Annotated in this window: 19 protein-coding genes, 1 tRNA gene and 1 pseudogene; 14 read left to right on the forward strand and 7 right to left on the reverse strand. The window is 38.6% G+C overall.

The window, feature by feature from the left end; genetic code table 11:
- On the forward strand, window positions 1-255 hold a 255-nt coding region (locus tag B4U84_RS30370), incomplete at its 5' end, for a hypothetical protein (RefSeq protein ID WP_207390900.1).
- A 98-nt stretch (window positions 256-353) separates the two neighbouring features.
- Here the strand turns inward: B4U84_RS30370 and B4U84_RS05390 are convergent.
- A complete protein-coding gene (locus B4U84_RS05390) occupies window positions 354-1,625 on the reverse strand; it encodes a glycosyltransferase family 4 protein (protein ID WP_131115975.1) in 1,272 nt (423 codons plus the stop codon).
- A gap of 137 nt (window positions 1,626-1,762) precedes the next feature.
- Here B4U84_RS05390 and B4U84_RS05395 point away from each other — a divergent pair, with 137 nt between their 5' ends.
- The 6 genes from B4U84_RS05395 to B4U84_RS05420 all read left to right on the forward strand — a co-directional run bounded on the left by B4U84_RS05395 (window position 1,763) and on the right by B4U84_RS05420 (window position 10,757).
- A complete protein-coding gene (locus B4U84_RS05395) occupies window positions 1,763-2,782 on the forward strand; it encodes an Npun_R2821/Npun_R2822 family protein (RefSeq protein ID WP_131115977.1) in 1,020 nt (339 codons plus the stop codon).
- Between the two features lie 183 nt (window positions 2,783-2,965).
- Window positions 2,966-3,916, forward strand: a complete 951-nt coding sequence (locus B4U84_RS05400) for a glycosyltransferase family 2 protein (RefSeq protein ID WP_017309380.1) — start codon at window positions 2,966-2,968, stop codon at window positions 3,914-3,916.
- A 197-nt stretch (window positions 3,917-4,113) separates the two neighbouring features.
- The gene (locus B4U84_RS05405; RefSeq protein WP_131115979.1) at window positions 4,114-4,959 is read left to right on the forward strand and encodes a transcription factor RcaD; all 846 of its coding nucleotides are present in this window, start codon (window positions 4,114-4,116) and stop codon (window positions 4,957-4,959) included.
- A 60-nt stretch (window positions 4,960-5,019) separates the two neighbouring features.
- On the forward strand, window positions 5,020-7,149 hold the full coding sequence (locus B4U84_RS05410) for an ATP-binding protein (RefSeq protein WP_131115982.1): 2,130 nt from the start codon (window positions 5,020-5,022) through the stop codon (window positions 7,147-7,149).
- Window positions 7,150-7,159: 10 nt separating this feature from the next.
- Window positions 7,160-9,709, forward strand: a complete 2,550-nt coding sequence (locus tag B4U84_RS05415) for a DNA translocase FtsK (protein ID WP_131115984.1) — start codon at window positions 7,160-7,162, stop codon at window positions 9,707-9,709.
- A 151-nt stretch (window positions 9,710-9,860) separates the two neighbouring features.
- Entirely contained in the window at window positions 9,861-10,757 is an 897-nt protein-coding gene (locus B4U84_RS05420; RefSeq protein WP_044451488.1) for a ParA family protein, read from the forward strand.
- A 99-nt stretch (window positions 10,758-10,856) separates the two neighbouring features.
- Here the strand turns inward: B4U84_RS05420 and B4U84_RS05425 are convergent, their stop codons facing one another.
- The 3 genes from B4U84_RS05425 to B4U84_RS05435 all read right to left on the reverse strand — a co-directional run bounded on the left by B4U84_RS05425 (window position 10,857) and on the right by B4U84_RS05435 (window position 14,008).
- Window positions 10,857-11,576, reverse strand: coding sequence for a DJ-1/PfpI family protein (locus tag B4U84_RS05425; protein WP_044451487.1), 720 nt, complete (start codon window positions 11,574-11,576; stop codon window positions 10,857-10,859).
- A 95-nt stretch (window positions 11,577-11,671) separates the two neighbouring features.
- Window positions 11,672-12,562, reverse strand: a complete 891-nt coding sequence (locus B4U84_RS05430; RefSeq protein ID WP_044451486.1) for a helix-turn-helix domain-containing protein — start codon at window positions 12,560-12,562, stop codon at window positions 11,672-11,674.
- Between the two features lie 264 nt (window positions 12,563-12,826).
- On the reverse strand, window positions 12,827-14,008 hold the full coding sequence (locus tag B4U84_RS05435) for an RtcB family protein (protein ID WP_044451485.1): 1,182 nt from the start codon (window positions 14,006-14,008) through the stop codon (window positions 12,827-12,829).
- A gap of 315 nt (window positions 14,009-14,323) precedes the next feature.
- Between B4U84_RS05435 and B4U84_RS05440 the strand changes: the two genes are divergently transcribed.
- From B4U84_RS05440 to B4U84_RS05450, 3 genes are all read left to right on the forward strand, one after another.
- Window positions 14,324-15,241 (forward strand): class I SAM-dependent methyltransferase, encoded by a 918-nt coding sequence (locus B4U84_RS05440; protein ID WP_131115986.1) that lies wholly within the window; start codon window positions 14,324-14,326, stop codon window positions 15,239-15,241.
- On the forward strand, window positions 15,238-15,966 hold the full coding sequence (locus B4U84_RS05445) for an HAD family hydrolase (protein WP_131115988.1): 729 nt from the start codon (window positions 15,238-15,240) through the stop codon (window positions 15,964-15,966). Before B4U84_RS05440 ends, B4U84_RS05445 begins: the two co-directional genes overlap by 4 nt.
- A gap of 51 nt (window positions 15,967-16,017) precedes the next feature.
- Window positions 16,018-16,090 (forward strand) — tRNA-Ala (locus B4U84_RS05450).
- Between the two features lie 262 nt (window positions 16,091-16,352).
- Here the strand turns inward: B4U84_RS05450 and B4U84_RS32085 are convergent.
- A pseudogene (locus B4U84_RS32085) lies at window positions 16,353-16,784 on the reverse strand (calcium:cation antiporter family protein); the annotation flags it as partial.
- Between the two features lie 133 nt (window positions 16,785-16,917).
- Between B4U84_RS32085 and rppA the strand changes: the two are divergent.
- The gene (gene rppA, locus B4U84_RS05460) at window positions 16,918-17,595 is read left to right on the forward strand and encodes a two-component system response regulator RppA (protein ID WP_017309370.1); all 678 of its coding nucleotides are present in this window, start codon (window positions 16,918-16,920) and stop codon (window positions 17,593-17,595) included.
- A gap of 31 nt (window positions 17,596-17,626) precedes the next feature.
- Here rppA and B4U84_RS05465 read toward each other — a convergent pair whose 3' ends face one another.
- Window positions 17,627-18,292, reverse strand: a complete 666-nt coding sequence (locus B4U84_RS05465; protein ID WP_242677542.1) for a hypothetical protein — start codon at window positions 18,290-18,292, stop codon at window positions 17,627-17,629.
- Window positions 18,293-18,547: 255 nt separating this feature from the next.
- On the opposite strand from B4U84_RS05465, the gene B4U84_RS05470 reads away from it, so the two are divergent.
- The gene (locus B4U84_RS05470; RefSeq protein WP_017309368.1) at window positions 18,548-19,825 is read left to right on the forward strand and encodes a sensor histidine kinase; all 1,278 of its coding nucleotides are present in this window, start codon (window positions 18,548-18,550) and stop codon (window positions 19,823-19,825) included.
- 80 nt (window positions 19,826-19,905) lie between these two features.
- On the opposite strand, the gene B4U84_RS05475 is transcribed toward B4U84_RS05470, so the two are convergent.
- The gene (locus B4U84_RS05475; protein ID WP_242677543.1) at window positions 19,906-20,490 is read right to left on the reverse strand and encodes an exopolysaccharide biosynthesis protein; all 585 of its coding nucleotides are present in this window, start codon (window positions 20,488-20,490) and stop codon (window positions 19,906-19,908) included.
- 1 nt (window position 20,491) lies between these two features.
- On the opposite strand from B4U84_RS05475, the gene B4U84_RS05480 reads away from it, so the two are divergent.
- Together B4U84_RS05480 and B4U84_RS05485 are read left to right on the forward strand one after the other, a co-directional pair.
- The gene (locus tag B4U84_RS05480) at window positions 20,492-20,752 is read left to right on the forward strand and encodes a general stress protein (protein WP_242677544.1); all 261 of its coding nucleotides are present in this window, start codon (window positions 20,492-20,494) and stop codon (window positions 20,750-20,752) included.
- A gap of 201 nt (window positions 20,753-20,953) precedes the next feature.
- Window positions 20,954-21,631, forward strand: coding sequence for a potassium channel family protein (locus tag B4U84_RS05485; RefSeq protein ID WP_017309366.1), 678 nt, complete (start codon window positions 20,954-20,956; stop codon window positions 21,629-21,631).
- Window positions 21,632-21,636: the final 5 nt, after the last annotated feature.

Genomic DNA, 21,636 nt, shown 5'->3' on the forward strand with positions numbered 1-21,636 from the left:
CATTTCGGCGAGCGCAAAAAGCATTTCGGCGCACACAAAAATCATTTCGGCGCACACAAAAATCATTTCGGCGAGCGCCAAAAGCATTTCGGTACATACAAAAATCATTTCGGCGAGCGCAAAAAGCATTTCGGTACATACAAAAATCATTTCGGCGCACGCCAAAATCATTTCGGCGCACGCCAAAAGCATTTTTGTACATACAAAAATCATTTCGGCGCATACAAAAATGATTTCGGCGCACTCAGAAACTAATAAGTCCTCAACTGTAATTGCGTGCGTATGACCACATTGGCGATCGCTATTCCCGGCAAAATTAAATTATAAATTTCTGGCTGATAGTTTAAACCTGCTCAAGCGGGTTGATTTTTGATCGTTTTATCTTCCACGCTTGTAGAGTCTAACTTTAATTTTTCAATACAGATTTGTTCATAGCGTTGACCTGCACTTTCCCAAGTGAATTCATTTTCGATTAGTTTTCTGCCGTTATAAGATAATTCATCTCGGAGTTGTGAGTTACTAAATAAGTGACTAATGGCGCTAATATATTCCGCTGGATAATTTGCTCGTAGTGCGGTGAGTGGAACATTGGGTCCATCTACAGCTAATCCTTCTAAACCGCGATCGCTTGCTACTATTGGTACACCAGCAGCCATTGCTTCTAAAGTTTTATTTTTAATTCCAAATCCTGTCCGCATCGGTACAACGCAGACAGTAGCTTTATGCAAGTACTCTACCATCGAAGGTACACGTCCGGTGACAGTAATTCCTGGTTTTGTTTGCAGTGCTAAAACTTCTGGTACAGGACGAGAACCAACGATATCAAAAGTTGTATCTGGATAACTTTGTTGAACTTTTGGTAAAACTTCGTTGCTGAAAAAGCAGACAGCATCTATATTCGCTAAATTATCCATCGCACCGATAAAAACTAAACGGTGTCCTCCTGGATCTATAATGCGATTGGGGAATGACTCTAAATCCACACCATTAGGAATGACGGAAATTTCAGCATCAGGATTAAATTCTTGCAGTTGAATTTTATCTTCTTGTGTTGTCGCTGCGATCGCCGAAAATTTAGAACAGTAGCGTTGTTCGTAACGTCGTAGTAAAGGTAAATTGATTCTATCTCGCCAAGGATTTTCAGAAATCCCAATTTCGAGCTGATTCCGACAGGTTCCATAGACAGAGCTATGGACATTAACTATAGTTCTTACCTGTTGTTTAAAATGAGGTCTTATATAAATTTCATTAGCGCTATGTTCGCAGGTAACAACATCACATTTACCTGCTTGTAAAAAATTATCAATCCACTCTTGCATTTCCCCAGAATATCGATTTAAGACACTCGGCGGAATTCCTTCTCGTAAAAATTTAGTGAAACGTTGAATTTTCTGAACAATACCCCCACTAGTTCCAAAATCAGGAGGACGGTTAAATACAACTAAATTATCTACCCAATTGTGTAGCTCTGTAATTTCTGCATCTGTGACATCAGCTTCCCGTTGAGTTACCAGGGTAATAGCATGTCGTTGACGAAGATACTTGAGTAAGTTAAACGTTCGTACCTGTGTTCCTCCCCGCGTTGGTGGATAAGGAAAAGTGGAAGATATCATCAAAATGTTCATAAAGGAATTTGTTTGGGAACTATATTGATCAGTGCAGTCATGTATATAGAATGACCTGTTGATATAGTTTATGTCATCACCTTGAACTCTATGTATTTGAGCTACTTATAAATTCAATCTCAAGACCCTCTTTCCGTATGAAAAAAGCTGGTATTTATACTCTTGCCAATGATAGTGTTTATGATCAGTTGGTTGCATTATTAAATAGTATTGAAAGAAATATTAGCCCAGAAATCCCAGTTTGTATCATTCCTTATAATCAAGAATTAAAGAGAATTACAGAAGAAATTAAGTCTAGACCTCATGTCAGTCTTTTTAACAATTGGGAGTCAATTCAACGTTGGGATGATTTTGTTAATCAAGTATGGGATGCTCATCCTAGAGCTAGAGAATCTCCGTTAAATCGTCCTGGCTGGTATAAAGGTTTTGTCCATAGAAAACTCGCTGCGTTTGATGGAGATTTTGCAAGATTCATATTTTATGACGCTGACAGCCTAGCCATGAAACCAATTAATGATGTTTTAACAAAACTAGACAATTACGATTTAGTTTTTGATGATTGGGAACATGACAAACCTGAAGTAGCTACAGATATTAATCTTAAACTTGCAGCAAGTATAACTAATCTAACAGAAACTGAATTACGTTATAGAATTCATTGCAATAGTTTTTTTGCTTCCCATCAGGGATTATTTGGAAGGGAAAAATTAAATAATTTAATGTATAGCCTAATTGAAAACAGAGAAATTGAATGGATTAATCAAAAGTTTTGGTGGTCAAGTTCAGCTTTATTCAATTACATGACTATAGATAATAAATATTCTCTCTTTAACTATACTCTTAGCCCTAATGAACAAGACAGAACTGGAAACTGTGCGAATGCAGATCCGTTTGTAAATATTGACAATATCCTTTACAACCAAGAGGATTTAAAACCTATTCATCGTATTCACTATATGAGCTATCCTGCGAGTGATTTTGCTCGTTTATGTTGTGGTGAAGATGTTGATATTCGTTATCGAGAGGAGTTCTTGTATTATCGATTTCTTAAACAACTAGATCAAAAACCACAGCAATTTAAAGCGCCAAGTATGACGGCAAAAACGAATAGATTGTTTAAAAAAGTGATGAATAAAATTAAGAGGACTATTGCTTGATTTGGTGTTTTTTAATTCAAGGTGTGAAATCTATAATTTTTGGCAAACACAGATGCACACAGATTAGCACAGCTAGGATATAGCAATCCTCAATGAGTCGTGAGAATCTCTTATTTCTTTCTCTGTGTACTCTGTGCCTCTGCGGTTAATTCATTATTAAAAATGATTTAGGACTGCTATAATATGCCCAACATTAGTATTTGTATTCCAACTTTTAACCGAGTTAAACTTTTACCTTTTGCCATTGACAGCGTACTACAGCAGACTTACCAAGATTTAGAATTAATCATTTGTGATGATGGTTCATGTGATAGTACATCCAAATTAATTTCACAATACACAGATAGTCGAATTATATATATTCAACATTCGCAAAATATCGGTAAAAGCAATAATATGCGCTCTGGTTTTGAGGCTGCTACAGGTGAATATTTTATCAAGTTTGATGATGATGACAGATTAACACCAGATTTTTTAGAACGTACTGCTAAGATTTTAGATCAAGATTATAGTATTGATTTTGTTGGTACTGATCACTGGATTATTGATATTAACAATATTAGAGATGAGGCAAAAACTCAAGAAAATTCTCGTCGCTGGGGTAGAGAAAATTTAGCACCAGGTATTGTAGATAATTTATTAGAAATAGTCTTTATTCAACAAAGCTTCCAAATTGGTGCAACTTTATTTCGTCGTCAAACTTTGTCAGAGTTAGGGTTTATGCAACCTAATTGGCAAAATTGCGAAGACAATGATTTATTTGTCCGTCTGGCTTTGGCAGGTAAAAAGGGTTACTATTTACCAGAGTTATTAATGGAATATCGCGTACATGCAGAACAGCAAGGAATCAATCGCGCTATTCCTTATTTGCAGGATAAATTGCAGTATTTAAGTAATTACAAATTTGAATCAGAGAAGTTAGAGAAAGTTAGATTACAGCGTCTTGCAGAAACGCAGTTATTGTTAGGTTTGCGGTTAATTGAAAAAGGAGAAATTCAAAAAGGTAGAGAGTTAGTTGTCGCAGGTAAGTCTTTTTATCACCCTAAAGCGTGGATTGGGTTAGGGTTATCGTTTTTACCTCAGGGTGTGAGAGGGAAGGTGTTTGAGGTATTGCGACAGGTGCGGGGATCGTAAGGGAGACAAGGAGGACACGGGGAAAATCGCCTTGGGTAAAAATAAAAAATTGGATAGTTTATTTTTTGGATTTCCTTAAAGAAAGAATACAGCACTTTGCCTGATAGCATTAATTCTCGCTACGATGGTATTAGTGTGTCAACTATTGCCATTCGAGCTAGAGTAGTGCTGATTCGGATATAAGTAAGATTACCCGCATGGATACTAATGAGTTAAAGTTTTTACTAAGGCTGTTGGGATGTTCTAACTATCGCTCAAGCCTTAGTGCTAGCATTTTCCAAAGTTTCAAAGGAAAAGACAAGATATGTCAAAATTTAGGCGATCGCGAACTGTTAGATTTTTCCCGTGAGATTGCGACAGTCAAAATTTTATCACCTGGTCAAGCACTGCTGAAACTTGACTCAGCAGAATTACCGATTACAGATAAAGAACGTAAGGTTTTAGAAAAGCTAAGTCAAACTTCAGGCAAAATCAATCCTAGCAAGATTACCTCACCAAAAGCCGCAGAACGAGACGCAATACTGAAAAATCTGAGCGATCGCGGATTGATTGAAGTCGAACTTAAAATCAAGAGGACGAAAGCTGAGGTTTGGTTGACTGAACGCGGAATTGAGTATTTGCGGGATGATTATAATCCCAAAGGAGCCGCAAACATCAGCTTGGATCTGCTAAATAATTACCTGCGTTTTTTGCGGAAAACTCTGAAACTCATACCAGAGCAAGTATCTGTTTCAGCACCTGAGATTGCAGAGTCAGGTGTTGAGACGATTATCAATATCAGTGATGAAGAAATTTTAGAAATCATCCAGAAATTAGATAAAGAGCTTGGAACTGATAATTATTTGCCGATATTCCATTTGCGGCAAAAATTACAACCCCCATTGTCACGGGATGATTTGGATAAGGCGCTGTATCGTTTGCAGAGTCATGATCAAATTGAGTTCAGTACTCTATTAGATCCGACACCATATACTCCAGAACAAGTTGACGCTGGAATTCAACAAAATGTTGGTGGTTCACTGTTTTTTATCAGTTTGAACTAGCAATAAAAACTGCAATTTTACACATTATTAAAGTTCGCTCTCTCATTAAAATTTTTAAGTATGACATCAATTAATGACATTATTAAGCGTGAGGTTAATCCGTTTGACCTGGTAAATTTGAGAATAGGTAATTTCTGGACTGAACATCAAGATTCCAAATCTGTTGTTGAATCTATCCATCAAGAAGCAATCAGTGAGATTGAAGAAATATTAGACTTAGTGGGGATGGATCATCGTAGTCGTACTACATTGCTTATAGGTGATTCTGGTTCTGGCAAAAGTTATTTACTTGGTAGACTCAAGCGCACACTTAATCCTAAAGCCTTTTTCGCCTATATAGGTCCTTGGGCTGATAATGACTATATTTGGCGACATGTTTTGCGTTATACAGTTGATAGCTTAATCCAAGTACCAGAGGGACAAAAAGAGTCCCAGTTACTCCTATGGCTTAAAAGCTTGTCTGCGTTTACTCAACGTAGTCTCAAACAGCGTATTTTTAATGATAAGATTTGGCAAATATTACAAAGCGATCGCCAAAAATTTATTAAACATCTCAAGGATAACTATCAACAGGCAGGTATTTATAATCCTGAAGTTTTTTTCGGAGTGCTACACGATTTGACAGATCCTGAGCTTTATCCCATAGCCTGCGAGTGGTTAAAAGGAGATGACTTAAGTGAAGAATCAATGCAAGCTTTAAAAGTAAAACACTGCATTGATACTGAAGATGCAGCAAAAAATATATTAGCTAACTTTGGCAAAATTTCTACTGATACTCAACCAATTGTTTTATGTTTCGACCAAGTTGAAGCATCAGTAAATTTTGATTCAAACTCTCAACCTATTTTTAATATTAATACTACTATTCACAACGACAATCTCAAAAATTTTTTAATAATTATCAGCATAGTTAAGGATAACTGGATACGCTGCAAAAACCGTATTCTACAGTCAGATAAGGCTCGAATTGAGAGGTTAGTATCACTAAAACCTATTAATTTAAATCAAGCAAAATCGCTTTGGGCTGATAAATTACAACCATTACACCAACAAGCAAATCCCAAACCTAATTCACCTATTTATCCCTTAAGCAATCAATTATTAGAAGAAAATTTCCCAGGTGGAAAAACAATGCCAAGAAATGCTTTAATCTTGGGAAGATTAGAGTATCAAAAACATAAACTTCTATTAGGTAATGCCGAAGTAAAAATCTCTATTACACCTCAGACAATCTCTTCGCCCAAAGAAATATCAAAAAATAACAATAAGCCGATTATTACACTTATAACTAAACAGTCTGATAAAATAATTGCTCCAAAAACTCGAGAAAGTAATATAGCTGAATTCCAACTTTTATGGCAGCAGGAATTTAAGAAAATTCAACATAAGATAGGTAAAATATCTCTTTTGGCAGCACCTGATTTAATTAGTATGGTACAAGAGGCTTTAGAAGCATTACAAATACAATCAATTAAGCCAAAACTGCTCAAAGGTAAATACGCTAGTTATTCTTTAAGTTATCAAACACCTAATAAGCAAGACATAATAGGAATAGTCTGGACAGAAGATGCTAACATGACAAGTTTTTTTAACATAATGAATGCTTGTCATAAAACAATTCAGCAAAACCTTTGTCAAAGCTTGTTTTTAATTAGAATTGGAAGTGTAGGAAACGCAAAACTTGTAGGTCATAAAATTTATAAACAAATTTTCACAGGTACTAAACATCATCACATTAAGCCAAATCTTTCCTCTGTTCATTACTTAGCAACATACCATAGCTTAGTAAATTCTGCTATCGCTCAGGAATTGGTACTTGGTGGTAAAGCTATCACTTTACAAGAACTAAAATCTTTAACTCGTGAAACTGAAATTTTACATAAATGTGCTTTGTTGCAGGATTTAGGGATTATTTCTAAACAAGATCCTGATGAAGATGATAGTAATGGTACAAATGGCAAAAAAGATTTACGACCAGTTAAAGAATTTATGTTCAATCTAGTTACAACCCAAAATTATATGGGTGTACTAACTTTAATATCACAATCTGTTCATCAGTTTCCTTATGTTAATGAAACTGAAATCCAACACTTGATTGATTTATTATGTCAAGAACGTAAAGTGAAAATTATTAATCCCAAAGCTAAATTACAAGATCAATTAATTTGTCTACTAAATAAAAATAATTAATTTTTAGCTAATGCAATACCTGAAAGAATCTCATGGAATTAGGACGCAGATAGAAAAATTTGCACTGTACACAACTCTATGGTTAGATACAGAAATTGCAGATTGGCATACTTATTATCCAAAATTGTCATTAATTCAGGTACTGACAGAGCCTAACGATTATTCAGGGAAATCTGCTTATATTATTGATGTATTAGGAAAGCCTGATTTGGTTTTACAGTTTATTAACCAAATCATGATTAATCCCAAAATTGAAAAGGTATTTCATAATGCTAGTTTTGATTTAAAGTATTTAGGCAGTAATTCTGCACAAAATGTTACTTGTACTCTCAAAATAGCCAGAAAGATTGGTAAAGGTATTTTAGAAGTATCTAATTTGCAACTCAAGACATTAGCTACTGAATTATGTCACTTTTCTGATGTAGACAAAGAAGAACAGGGAAGTGATTGGAAAAAGCGTCCTTTAACAGAAAAGCAGCTACATTATGCAGCTATGGATACAGTATATTTAGCTGCTGTACATAGATACTTATTAGAATTTTGTAATCCAAATACTGTCAGTAATATTTTTGCTCATATGTCTAATACCTCAAAAGACTCAAAAGATTTATTTAGAAACTTATCTTTATCTGCTACTAAAGCTAGAGTTGCTTTTGAGTGTCCTCGCCTATTTTATTTACATCAGCATTTTGGTGGCAATAGTTTATTTATGCCATCAGATAATAAGCTTGGTATTGGTAATGTATTTCATTATTTAGCAGATGAATTTATCAATTTAGCTGCTGGTGAACCAAAATTTCAAGAATTATTTAAACTTGGCGCATCTCAATTAAAAATAGAAGAAATAGCCTTTACTATGCAGCAGCTTTTTTATCAAATTAAATTTTCTGATTATTTAGAAAAAGCTGTAGCTAAAGATATTAACCAAGCACAACCATTATTAAATGTTTGGCAAGGATTACAAGGACTAATTCGCAAATTTGCAGAATTGCTGGTGAGCAATCGACGTTATTGCAGTGCAGAAAAGCTGATTAGTAACACTTTTATATTAGAAGAACGTAAACTTGAGCATAATTTTGATTTACCTAATGGAACCAAACAAAGAGTAGCAGGAGAATTTGATTGCTTAGTTTTCAACTTTGAACTCAAGCGCCTTTGTGTAGTTGAATTTAAAACCTATCAACCTGTAGATCCGTCCGCACAATTAGCCCAAGTTGCACTCTATAGTTATATGCTGTGGCAAAAGAAGAAAGTAGCTGTTGATTCAGCAGTATATTGTGTTTTGCCAGAGTTTAAAGAATATCAATATTCTTGGGAAGAATTAGAAAATACTGTGCATCAGTTGATTCCTTATAAGCTACAACAAATGCAGCAATGGCTGACATGGGAACCACCTCATCCAAATCCACCACCACCGACAACTCAACCTCATCTGTGTGAAATTTGTCCACAAAAACAAAAGTGTCAAACTTATTTTGTTTCAACAGACATTTCTTCTCAAGTTGAGAGTCAGGAATCTGTCAATGCTGATGCTATTGGTGAAGAATTGGTTGCTACTCTGCAATCTTTTAAAATCATGGTTGACTACCAAGGAGCTATCGTTGGTTCAGCTTTTATCCGCGTGAAGTTGAAACCTCATCTTGGTGTAAGTGTTAACTCGATTTTGCGCTTATCTAAAGATTTGCAAGTGCAGTTGGGATTGACAAATCCTCCTTTCATTGCACCTCAAGCTGGCTATGTCAGTATAGATTTACCTCGTTCAGATAGACAAGTCGCTAGGTTTGCAGATTATATCAACTCACAGGTATTAGCTGCCACAGCACCAGTGAAAATTGCCATCGGGATAAATTTAGATGGAGAGTTAGTAGAAGCTGATTTATCTGATCCGAATACTTGTCACTTTTTGGTTGGGGGTACGACAGGAAGTGGTAAAAGTGAATTTTTGCGATCGCTCCTTCTCAGTCTGATCTATCGTTATTCTACACAACACCTTAAAATTGCCCTTGTCGATCCTAAACGAGTGACATTTCCAGAGTTTGAGCAGATGTCATGGTTGTATGCGCCTATTGTCAAAGATGGCGATCGCGCTATTGAATTAATGGATGAACTGGTAACAGAAATGGAAACTCGCTACCAGCAGTTTGAAAAAGCCGGATATGCTGATCTAACTACATATAATCAAAGATCTCGCCAACCTTTACCTCGGATTGTCTGTATTTTTGATGAATACGCCGATTTTATGGCAGAAAAAGAAATTCGCACAGCATTAGAACAAAATATTAAACGATTGGGTGCAATGGCTAGAGCTGCTGGAATTCATCTGATTATTGCCACTCAACGCCCAGAAGCTAAAATAGTAACTCCCATTATTCGCTCAAATTTACCAGGGCGAGTCGCCCTACGTACTGCTAGTGAAGCAGATTCAAAAATTATTCTCGGAGGTACAGAAACAGCAGCTGCATATTTATTAGGTAAAGGTGATTTACTTTACCAAATTGGTTCTAAACTACAGAGGTTACAAAGTCTGTTTGCTAGTAATATTCAAATTCCTTCTATATAAACCAAACGCGCCCCTCACTGGTATAATGCTGACTGCTCAATCAATAATTATTTTCGCAAGTCGGAAAATCTTAAAATTACCGAAAGTTTTGGCTCAACAACAAAATGTTTATGTCAATTAGATGGGAATGCGTGATCAAAGGATTTAAGAAATGGGATATGTAATTGCAACTGCAAATATGAAAGGTGGGGTTGGTAAAACAACTCTCAGCGTCAATATCGCAACTTGTTTAGCGAAAGAACATGGCAAACGAGTACTTGTGCTGGACTTAGATAGCCAAATTAGTGCAACACTGAGTCTCATGTCGCCGATGGAGTTTGCGAAGCGCCGAAAACACAGAAAGACATTTAGGTATCTGATAGATCAAATTATCAATCCAGAGCCAGAACAAAAATATACAATTCAAGACATTATTCAATCCCAGGTTTGTAATCTCCCAGGATTAGATTTATTACCAGGAGATATTGATTTGTATGATGAATTTGTAGTTTCGGAAATGCTGCACTACCAGGCGATTAATTTAGGTGTAACTGAGTTTGAAACTATTTGGAATCGTTTTGAAAGAGTCTTGCTGAGTAAAGTTTTAGAACCTGTGCGTCAAGCATATGATTTTATTATTCTAGACTGCGCTCCAGGATATAATCTTTTGACTCGGAGTGCTTTGGCTACTAGCAATTTTTATATTCTTCCTGCCAAGCCTGAACCTTTGTCTGTAGTCGGTATTCAGTTATTAGAAAGACGCGTTGCCCAGTTAAAAGAAAGCCACGAACACGAAGCCAAAATAGATATTCAAATGCTGGGAATTGTCTTTACAATGTCGAATGCTAATTTGTTAACTGGTAGATACTACAAACAAGTGATGCAACGTGTTCATCAAGACTTTGGTGCAGAAAAAATATGTCAAACTCAAATTCCAGTTGATGTGAATGTTGCCAAAGCTGTTGATAGTTTTATGCCTGTGATTTTGAATGCTCCTCAATCATCAGGTTCTAAATCATTTTCTCAGTTAACCCAAGAATTGTTGCAAAAACTCAAAATGTATACATAGTTTTAGCGAGAAAAGTTAGTTTGTAGTAAGCAATGCGCGTGCTTAAATTCAAGAGCTTACTACAAATCTAATTACCCTAATAATTCATCAACTGCAACACTAAAACCTTTCAATAGTTTTTGAGTTGTCCTTTAACCGAATTGCTGCTTGCTGAGACTCTGACAATGTTGCTGCGAAAATTTTTGCGCCCGCTTGTTTAACTTGTTCTGTGACTGCACCTGCTGTTTCAGGAGAGCCAGCATTAAATGGTGGAGCAGGATTATACTCTAAAACCAATTGGATAAATTTTGCTGTGTCTTCACCCCACAGTTGCGCTGCAACTACAAGTCCAAAGTCCATACCTGCGGTAATACCTCCGCCTGTAATCCGGTTTCTATCAACCACAACACGTTCATTACTCACTTCAACTCCCATGCAAGTCAGACAATCCCTCAACATCCAATGACATCCTGCTTTGTACCCTTGCAGTAATCCCGCTGCTGCTAGAATCAGCGAGCCGGTACAAACTGAGGTGATGTATTGAGCATTTTTTGCTTGTTCTTTTATAAATCTCAGCACTTCAAAATCACGCATCATTGTAACTGTTCCCATCCCACCACCAGGAACACAGATCAGATCCAATTGTGGACAATCAGCAAACGTAGTTGTTGGATGAAGAACCAAACCATTCATATCTTTTACAGGTTCCAAATTTTTCCAAACCAAATGCACACGGGTAGCAGGTAATGTGGAGAACACTTGGTAAGGCGCAGTCACATCCAATTGCGTAAAATCTGGGTAGATTAACAACCCGATGTTGTATTGAGTTGAGTTGGTCATACTTACTTTGTCAAATATTTCTATTAACCTCACTGTAGGCAAATACAAAAGTCATTATCTTGTAGATTATTGAGATTTTTTTCGGTAACTTCTTGCTATTGTGAGCGCATAGCTTTTGGAGTCAGCCCAACCAAACGCTTGAAGTGTTTACTCAAATGGCTTTGGTCTGTAAAACCACACTCAATTGCAATTTCAGCAATACTTAACTCTCTATTTTTCAACAAAAGCTTTGCTTTTTCTATTCGCTGTTGAGTCAAATATTTATGAGGAGTAATGCCAACTGTTTGTTTGAATAGATGGCAAAAATAATAATGACTAATTCCTACAAGTCCCGCGATATCTGCTAACTTTATATCTTGGTCAAGATGTGCATTAATGTAGTCAATTGCCAATTGTAACTTGTTTTTGGCAAGACCGTCGCCGTAAGCTTTGATTACGGGCTTACGGCTAGCATAAGCTTGGAGCAAACGAACTGCTAGCATTGTCGCGGCTGATTCACCAAACAGCCTGCTTGGGAAATATCCAGTTTCAATCTCTGCTTTTAGTGCTTCTGCTGTGTGCTGAATAATAGGATCAATAATGGAAAATTGGGGAATGAGTTCGATACAGTCTCCCTTCATTGACTCATAGACTACTTTTTCTATAAACTTGGGACAAAGAGTAATGATCAAAAATTCTCCCTCTCTGTCCCAACGTAGCCACTGGCTAACGTTAGCAGGAGTCAATTGGATTACACCATTGTCTACTAATTGAGTCTTTGATTTCCCATCTTTTCGGACTTCTAATTGGAATTGATTGTAGGCGAGTGCTAAGACATGATCAGTTAAATAGTGTTCAGTAGTAGAATGAGCGGGATGACAATAGTAAAAGATACCAATACTTTCCCATCCTGCTTGCTGACTCGATAAGATTGGAGCAGTAGGCAAAATTTTAAGGGATTCTTCCTGCTTGATTAAATTAACCGGAAGCAGTTCACTATCATTCATAACTGTGATTTGGTAATAGTTACGTTAAACACATCAAAAACCCGATTTCTTACAGAAATCGGGTTTTAAATCTTGCGTATAAGTCACTTATCAGTTATCACGCAATTCCCATTATATTGCAATACGGTTCAGATAATACCAAAACCTTTATCAGGAGGGCAATGTAGAGACGTGCCATGGCACGTCTCTACAGGTCAAATTTTTGCACTAAAAATCCTTAACTGAACGGTATTGCATTATATTCACTGTTAACTGTTAACTGACTTAACCTTTCACACAAACAACTTGTTTGAGTGTAGCTACAACTTCTACTAAATCTGCTTGGTTTGCCATTACTTGCTCGATAGGTTTATACGCACCAGGAATTTCATCCAAAACACCTGTATCTTTGCGACATTCTACACCCTTTGTTTGCTCGATTAAATCATCAAGAGTATAGACATTTTTTGCCTTATTTCTTGATAGTAAACGTCCAGCACCATGGCTACAAGAACAGAAACTATTAGCACAACCTTTACCTTTGACAATAAAAGATTTTGCTCCCATCGAACCAGGGATAATACCATAATCTTCTGTTTGGGCGCGAACTGCACCTTTGCGAGTTACATATACTTCCTCACCAAAATGTAATTCTTTTTCAGCATAGTTATGATGGCAATTTACCTCTAATAAAGGTTTTGTCACCTTCCCACCCGCTAGATGCTTTTCGATAATGCGCTTGAAACGCACCATCATCACATCGCGGTTAAAACGTGCATATTCTTGCGCCCACTGTAAATCGTGCCAATAGGATTTAAATTCTCGTGTATTAGCGACAAAATAAGCTAAATCTGGATCAGGTAATTTATTTCCTGCCATTTTTGCTAATTCTTTAGCTGTACTAATGTGAGACTGCGCCAGCATATTGCCAATATTACGCGAACCAGAATGCAGCATTAACCAAACTTGGTTCTCTGTATCGAGACAAACTTCTACAAAGTGATTTCCGCCACCGAGAGAACCCATTTGTCGCATCGCTTTTTCTTGTAAGTTTTGTACTCCTGGATGCAAGTCTTTAAATTCTCGCCAATTTTGCCAATTAGTTACAGATTTTTCAACTTCTTTATTCTCGTTAAAACCTGTAGGAATTGCTGCTTCAATATCCAGGCGAATTTTCTTGAGTTTTCCTTCTAATTGTTCTCCTTGAAAGGGTGTTTTGATAGCAGCCATACCACAACCAATATCAACACCTACAGCCGCAGGAATAATTGCTTCTTTGGTTGCAATCACAGAACCAACTAAGGCTCCTTTACCTAAGTGAACATCTGGCATTAATGCGACGTGTTTAAATACAAATGGTAGTGAAGCCACATTTTTTGCCATCTTGGTTTCTTCTGAACCCAAGGGGTGATTTGCCCAAGATAAAACTGGGGATGCTGTGGAGATTTCTAACTCTTCGTAAGGCATAATTTTTTCAAAATTAATCGCTAGTATTTGCTTGGTAATTGTTAACAAAAGATAATAAGTAACAAAAATAACTCATCATAACTTTTGAAATCATAAATCGCTACCTTTGCCAGGTAGTTGCTTAGTATTACATTTGTAGTATAAAGATAATCTAAATGTCAATCTAATTTCTCAATCAACTGCTCTACCCACAAGGGGACGGGGTTTTACGCGCGAGCAATAAAAAACCTGGTTCGACAAAAATATATTACAATTTGTAAATAAAATGAATGTTATGGATACAAATTCAAAAGCTCATCAATTCTCAAAAATCCTATGGCGGTTCGTAATAACACAATCTGGGAGCGCTTTTTATCACCTGTAGTACGTCTTTTAATCAATGAAGAAGAGTTACAGCGTTGCGCCAAGAGTGTGGATTGGGAGAAACAAAGCGATCGCTTTCGACGTGCTGATGTGACAATCCCTACTTACTATAGTAGCCAAAATTTCCACGGCATAGAAGGCGGATATCTCAACTCTGGTGCGGCGGTTAGCTACGATGCTGTTACTCAATACGTTTTACCACCAAACGAAACTTGGATACGTCAGGCTTTAATTGATGCGATCAAAGTTGTACCGCAACGGATAATAGACTTAGGCTGTGGTACAGGTTCGACAACATTAATGCTCAAGCAGGCTTTTCCTGACGCCGAAGTTATTGGTTTGGATTTATCCCCTTACATGTTAGTCAGGGCTAGTCATAAAGCCGAAAGTGCTAATTTGCATATACATTGGCGACATGGAAATGCGGAAAATACGAAATTAGCAAGTAACTCTTTTGACTTAGTGACAGCGAGTTTGTTGCTTCACGAAACTCCAGCAACAATTTCTGAGGCGATTCTGCGTGAAGCATTTCGCTTATTACGCGTTGGTGGACAAGTGGTAATCTTAGATGGAAACCAGAAGACCCTACGTCAAACAGAATGGCTTCATGATGTATTTGAAGAACCTTATATTCGTGAGTATGCAAATGGTAGTGTGGATGCGTGGATGGGTGCAGCAGGATTTGCAGCAGTACAAACTCAGGATGTGTGGTGGACAAATCAGGTGACTAGTGGTGTTAGACCAATTTCCACAACAGAAGAAACTGTGCAAACACGAGTGCGACAGTATACTCCAACTTCACCAGATAGCATACTGGATAATAACGATTTACAGGGTTTTCCATCTCCAGCTTTTGATACACACCCATGACTTTAAAGGCAGTTCTATTTGATTTTAATGGCGTCATCATTGATGATGAGTCGATCCACTTACAACTGATTGATGAGATTTTGATTCAAGAAAATCTCCAACCTCAACGCCGAGATGAACGCCAAGCTTCTCTGGGTCGAAGCGATCGCGCCTGTTTTCAGGATTTACTAACTCGTCGCGGTAGAATTATGAGTGAACAATATTTAATTCAACTGCTGACAAAAAAGGCACAGTTATATGCACTGGAAATAGAAAAACTCGAAAAATTGCCTTTGTATCCGGGTTTGGATGACTTGATATTTCAAGTGCGATCGCGCAATTTAAACTTAGCGTTAGTCAGTGGTGCAATTCGTCAAGAAATTGAACTCGTTCTAGAACGTGCCAAACTCACTGAATACTTTCCTGTGATTGTGGCTGGAGATGACATCACCACAAGTAAACCAGAACCTGATGGTTACGTGTTAGCAGTAGAACGCCTCAACCAAGCATATCCAGCGTTGAACCTACAACCAAGTGAATGTTTAGCAATTGAAGATACCCCAGCTGGTATCCAAGCAGCAAAACGCGCTGGGATGCAAGTTGTGGGTATAGCAAATACTTACCCCTTCCATATGCTTCAGCGTCTAGCAAATTGGACTGTAGATTATCTCAGTGATTTAGAACTAGAACGTATAGAGGAAGTGTATTTACAAAAACAGTGCCAACCAACCGCAGGTGAGTGTTAACATAGGAAGTTGTTGGTTGTTAGTGGTTGTTAGTGGAACAAACAACCTATCGGGGAATTAGCTCAGTTGGTAGAGCGCTGCGATCGCACCGCAGAGGTCAGGGGTTCGAGTCTCCTATTCTCCATTAAACTCAAATCCATATACAGCAACAGTAGCACTCCAATGAAACTTTCTCCCAACTCTGTCACTTCTGCAATGCGATCGCCCAATGATGCCAACCACACTCCCAACACTACTATTGCTGCTGAAAGCAACGCAAACATCAGATACGCCTGCTGACGCTTAATATGTTCATATTGAAAAACTTCAGCTTCCTGTTCTAACACTTCGGCACGTCTTCGTCGCTCAAACTGAGCAATTATGCGTGTGCTTTGAAAATAAACTACAAGCAGTACAATACTGGGAATGCCAACCCAGCCCAGAGTCAAATTATAGTTTCTTTGAGCAAGTAGCATTCCAGCAGCTGCAATACCTAGCAGTATAGATCCCAAACCAGCCGCCAATCCATTACTGATATGCGCTCGTTGAAACAGTGGTCCTGGTCCTGTAACAATATCCAGTAGTGCCAGGATGAACAGGTTAAACAAGCAACTGCCAAAAATACCTCCTGCTGCCAGATCCGGTGCATTGAACACAGCTACAGCGCTGATACCTGTTGCCAACTCCGGTAAGGAAGTAGCGCCCGCCAACAGGATCGCACCAACCCAACTACGCCCTAAGCCAGTCTTTTCAGCCAAGATATCAGCGCTGCGTGAAAGCCATGTACCTACAATGACCACTAGAACAACACATAAAACAATCTGAATCAAAAGCAACATGGCTTGTCTCCTGATGCTATCATCCACAATCTACATCAGAATATTCCTGGTGGAAGACGAGAGGTAAGTTTGATTTTTCTACCATAAACAAGGAGGCTGGCAATTCTAGTTGCGTCGGTTGCAAAAAAACTGTATGCGGATACTACTGGTAGAAGACGATCCCGAACAATTAGAGCCATTACAGGGTGTGCTAAAAGAAGCCGGATATATTGTGGATGGCATTGACGACGGAGAAACTGCACAGTGGCTATTGTCCAAAAAAGAATATGACTTGTTAATTTTGGACTGGATGTTGCCCACAATCAGCGGCTTAAGTCTTTGTCGTCAGTATCGACTTCTTGGCAAAACTGCACCTGTATTGATGCTTACTGCCAAAGATACCACGCCGGATAAGGTTACGGGTTTAGATGCGGGGGCAGATGACTATCTTGTCAAACCTGCTGACTTGGTGGAACTCTTAGCGCGGGTGCGTGCGTTGTCGAGGCGTTCTCCCCAATGGGTAGGAGATATTCTCCGTGTTGCAGATTTACAACTGCACCTAAGTAATTTAACTGTTGAACGCAATCACGTAAGTGTGGAATTATCACCACGAGAAGCTCAATTACTAGAGTACCTGATGCGTCACCGCAATCAGGTATTAACCCGTGAGCAGATTGAAGAAGCATTGTGGGAGTGGGGTACGGAACCGGAGAGCAATGCATTGACTGTGCTAGTACGCAAATTACGGCATCGCTTGCAGTTAGTTGATGCAGCAGATTGGATTAAAACTGTCTACGGTATGGGTTATAGTCTAAAAGCTCCAGATAATTAAACATAACGTAAATGACTAAATTGAATGCTTGCTAATTTTTAACTCGATAGCTTACAAACATATTGGCATCTTCACCAGACAATCCTAGTTCTTGAGTAATCATGGCTTTTACAGAGTTTAATTCTGTGACTGGAAACTCAAATTCTAATTTTTTAAGTACCCAGTTGGCAGTATTGACCTCAATTTTTGTAAACCCTCGCTTTTTTTCTATTTCAGCTAGGATTCCTAGTACTTTAACCGCAGATCGCACCTGCATTTGTGTATCAGCTTGCAGAGTTTCTACTTCACCAGACACTCCCAGTTCTTGATCAATCATGGCTTTTACCTTGCTTAGTTCTGTGGCTGGAACCTTGAATATTAACTTTTTGAGTACAGAGTTTGCGGTGTGAAGTTCAACTTCGGTAAACTCCCGCTCTTTTTCTATTTCAACTTTGGTTACTAGCACATTGGCTGCAAACTGTACCTTGGCTGTGTGCGTATCAGCTTGCAGCTTGTCTAGTGTAATGTAGGAACGACTTAATAGTAGGTTTGTTAACGATTCACCACCAAGTCCAAAAGCAATTAGAAGCAGCGGCAGAGGCAGCAAATATTCTAGCTTGGAAGAGTGCAGTTTTTGCAACAATTGGGACAAGGACATACGGCAGCGAGTAGGTGGATGAAAATCTGGGTAATACCATTTGAAATTAATCCTGAGCACAGACGCGATATCTCGCGTCTCTAAATTTTCATACTTGCGCTCCCTTAGAATCTCTCTATTGGAAGATATACTGGTAGGTTTGGCTTTTCTACCTTACGTAGTAGACGATCCTGCCTTAACCGAATGGCACGTTTTTACGAGTTACGAAAATACCCAGACTTCAAAGATGCACCGACACAGAGATATTTTTGAAACTATCTTTCCCCACGTTCTCGTATTTGTGTGTCCCCGTGTCCCTGTTCTCACCAAAACCTGATGTTTCATCGTAGTCGCAGCAATTTAGCTCTGTGGTTTACCCTAACGATGGGGAGCATTTTGGTCGTTTTTGCGGGAGTAATTTACTACCAAGCAGTCTTAGATGAGCTAGAGGATCTCGATCGCTTACTTCACAAAAAATCCAGAGTCATGGCGGTGAATGCAAAGTACGATCTGCGTAACAAACAGCTAGACCTAGAAAATGTGCCACTTCTAGGCAGTAACGTACTACCACAGGGTACTGAATTAGTATATGCGCGTTGGTACGATACCAAAGGACAACTAGTGCAATTTGTCGGTACAGATCCACAAGCACAGGTTAAAGCAATCCTTGGTTTTCACACTCTCAAGACTACGTTTTACTCCTCAAAGGCAGCGCCCACTGTTACTTGGCTCCGTCAGTTAACACTGCCCGTCTACCAGGATAGTTTATTAATCGGTTATCTTCAAGTTGCAACGCCACTGACATCCGTCCAAAATAATCTGGCTCAATTACGGCTGGTTTTGCTTTTGACAGTACCAGTAACTTTAGGGGTTATCGGTTTGGCTGGTTGGTGTTTAGGGGGAATAGCAATGCAACCCATTCGTGACAGCTATGATCAGCTACAACGCTTCACATCTGATGCTTCCCATGAATTGCGATCGCCCCTGTCAGCTATTACTAGCAATGCCCAATATGGCTTACTGTCTAAATCTAACGATATTGAGGCGCAGCGTCAACGCTTCGGGAAGATTTTCGATGTTGCCAAGTCTATGAATACTCTAGTGAATAATCTACTGTTTCTGGCGCGTCATGCAGGTCGATTATCTCCTGAATCTTTACAAGAAGTTGACTTAAAGAGTGAGCTTTTACAGATAGCAGATGAATATGCAATACAAGAGGCAGCAAAACATCTCAATCTAACTTATACTTTACCAACTACTGATGTGATTGTGCTAGGTAATACCAACTTGCTGCGTCAAGCAGTCGTTAATTTGCTCAGTAATGCCTGCAAATATACTCCCCCTGGAGGCCAAGTTGAACTGCGACTGTTCACCCAGTCAAATTGGGCTGTGATTGAAGTTATAGACAATGGTATCGGTATTCCTGAAGCTGATTTACCGTATATTTTTGAGCGGTTTTATCGGGTGGATAAAAAGCGATCGCGCAAAACTGGCGGATATGGCTTAGGGTTATCGATTGTCCAACAAATCGTCTCTGCACACGGTGGTCATATTAGTGTCAAAAGTGTAGTCGAGAAGGGGTCAACTTTTCAGATAATTCTGCCACTCAAATAGCCGCATTAGTTGGTGCTGTCACTTTCTGTTCACATTTTTTAGCAATACTGAAGATAGCTAGAGAGGGAGATTACACTCCTTTAGACCTCTAACTGTTGTGTGTAATGGGTTTTATAACCCATACGTGTTGTGGCTGTTAGGGCAATGGGGAAAAGTAAAAAGTACAAAAAAAATCTTTTGATTTTTAGCTTTTGACTATCATCTTCCAGCAAACCAAAACTAGTAACGAAAATTCCTATTGCAGGTAGGGTGTTAGTTCCAGGAATGGGAATCATCATTGAAATTGCCATTAAGGCGATCGCACTACCTATGACAACTCTACCTGGTAAAGTAACGCACATATAGACGAGACGCGGACGAGCGATCGCTTCAATTCTTCGCAACCCCGGAATTCCTTTTTTCAAAAATCCTTGGACTGTTTCTAGTTTAATTGGATGATTTACCATCCGCTGTGGTAACCACGGAGTTTTGGAACCTGCAATAAGTTGTATCGCTAGTAAAAAAATTAGGATACCGAAAGGGACAGAATAACCAGGTGCTGGTATTGGTAAAGCTGAAGGCAAAGATAGAATGACAAGTAAAAACCCAAATATTCGTTCCTTTGCCAGCAGCAAAATATCTGCTAACTTAACTTGAGAAGCTTGTTCTGTTTCAATTAGAGGCAAAATGGCTTCTGGTCAACACCAACATGCGATTGGTATATTTCCCAGTCGTCAACATGCAGTACAGGCATTTGACGAGCTTAGAAGTAGCGGCTTTCCAATGAATAAGATTTCTGTAATCACTAAAAAGCCCAAAGTTGATGAGCAAGTTGATCATGCTGACACAAGTCAAAGTAATATTACTCCCACTGAAGGTGCAGCAATGGGTGCATTGGCAAGTGCTAGGGTGGCAGGTTTACTTACCTTGGTCGCCAATAAAAATTGATGTAATTTCATTACTCAGTAAAAAAGTGAAACCCTTGATTCATCGATAAAAGCCCATAAAAATGAGGTAGCTTTATCGCGCATATTTTTACTTTATCTGGGGTTGTACGTAGAGGTGCAAGATCTGAGTTAAAGCTACACCTTCACTGCGAGTGTTAGTCTGTAAAGTGAAATAGAAAGTCGAAGAGTATCAGGAGTAGGCATGTATGTACTAATAGGTGGAGCAGGCTTAGTGGGGCTTTCTTTGGCTCAAAAACTGGTAGAACTAGGGCATACTGTTGCCGTTATTGATATTAACCCTACTGCTTGCCGCTATGCCCGTGAACAAGTGGGAGCGATCGCTTTTGAAGGTAGTGCTGTAAGTACAGAAGTATTGTTAGAAGCTGGAATTCGTAAAGCCGATGCCCTAGCAGCTGTCCTGAGAAGTGATGCTTTGAACTTAGCAATGGTAACTCTTGCCAAACATTATGGTGTTCCCCATATTCTGACTCGGATGCGCGACTCTGATTTTGCCGAGCCGCTGCGTTTGGCAGGAGCCAATCATATCATTAGTACTGTAGATTTAGCAGTTTCAACGATGGTGAATGCCATTGAGTATCCGCAAGTAGAATCAATGATGCATTTTGAGCAAGGACAAATTGAAGTATTGAAACTTTCCATCCCCAACAATTGCTATGTTGTTGGTCGTAACCTTGCTGAAATTGCTCAAGATTCACGTTTTCCCAATGGTTCTCTAATTATTGGTTATCAACCTCATCCTCACGAAGATTTAACTATTCCTAATGGTAGTACAGTACTGGAACCTGATTCAACCGTGCTAATTGTGACCAAACCTGGTTCATTGCATCAAGTGATTAATTTTATTGAAGGCTGTAAATAAATTTA

This window comes from Westiellopsis prolifica IICB1 (genome assembly GCF_004323185.1).
Lineage (GTDB): Bacteria > Cyanobacteriota > Cyanobacteriia > Cyanobacteriales > Nostocaceae > Pelatocladus > Pelatocladus prolificus_A.

Coding starts and splice junctions, on each gene's coding strand:
- B4U84_RS05390 (WP_131115975.1), bottom strand. CDS start 1,625: ATGAACATTTTGATGATATCTTCCACTTTTCCTTATCCACCAACGCGG.
- B4U84_RS05395 (WP_131115977.1), top strand. CDS start 1,763: ATGAAAAAAGCTGGTATTTATACTCTTGCCAATGATAGTGTTTATGAT.
- B4U84_RS05400 (WP_017309380.1), top strand. CDS start 2,966: ATGCCCAACATTAGTATTTGTATTCCAACTTTTAACCGAGTTAAACTT.
- B4U84_RS05405 (WP_131115979.1), top strand. CDS start 4,114: ATGGATACTAATGAGTTAAAGTTTTTACTAAGGCTGTTGGGATGTTCT.
- B4U84_RS05410 (WP_131115982.1), top strand. CDS start 5,020: ATGACATCAATTAATGACATTATTAAGCGTGAGGTTAATCCGTTTGAC.
- B4U84_RS05415 (WP_131115984.1), top strand. CDS start 7,160: ATGCAATACCTGAAAGAATCTCATGGAATTAGGACGCAGATAGAAAAA.
- B4U84_RS05420 (WP_044451488.1), top strand. CDS start 9,861: ATGGGATATGTAATTGCAACTGCAAATATGAAAGGTGGGGTTGGTAAA.
- B4U84_RS05425 (WP_044451487.1), bottom strand. CDS start 11,576: ATGACCAACTCAACTCAATACAACATCGGGTTGTTAATCTACCCAGAT.
- B4U84_RS05430 (WP_044451486.1), bottom strand. CDS start 12,562: ATGAATGATAGTGAACTGCTTCCGGTTAATTTAATCAAGCAGGAAGAA.
- B4U84_RS05435 (WP_044451485.1), bottom strand. CDS start 14,008: ATGCCTTACGAAGAGTTAGAAATCTCCACAGCATCCCCAGTTTTATCT.
- B4U84_RS05440 (WP_131115986.1), top strand. CDS start 14,324: ATGGCGGTTCGTAATAACACAATCTGGGAGCGCTTTTTATCACCTGTA.
- B4U84_RS05445 (WP_131115988.1), top strand. CDS start 15,238: ATGACTTTAAAGGCAGTTCTATTTGATTTTAATGGCGTCATCATTGAT.
- rppA (WP_017309370.1), top strand. CDS start 16,918: ATGCGGATACTACTGGTAGAAGACGATCCCGAACAATTAGAGCCATTA.
- B4U84_RS05470 (WP_017309368.1), top strand. CDS start 18,548: ATGTTTCATCGTAGTCGCAGCAATTTAGCTCTGTGGTTTACCCTAACG.
- B4U84_RS05480 (WP_242677544.1), top strand. CDS start 20,492: ATGGCTTCTGGTCAACACCAACATGCGATTGGTATATTTCCCAGTCGT.
- B4U84_RS05485 (WP_017309366.1), top strand. CDS start 20,954: ATGTATGTACTAATAGGTGGAGCAGGCTTAGTGGGGCTTTCTTTGGCT.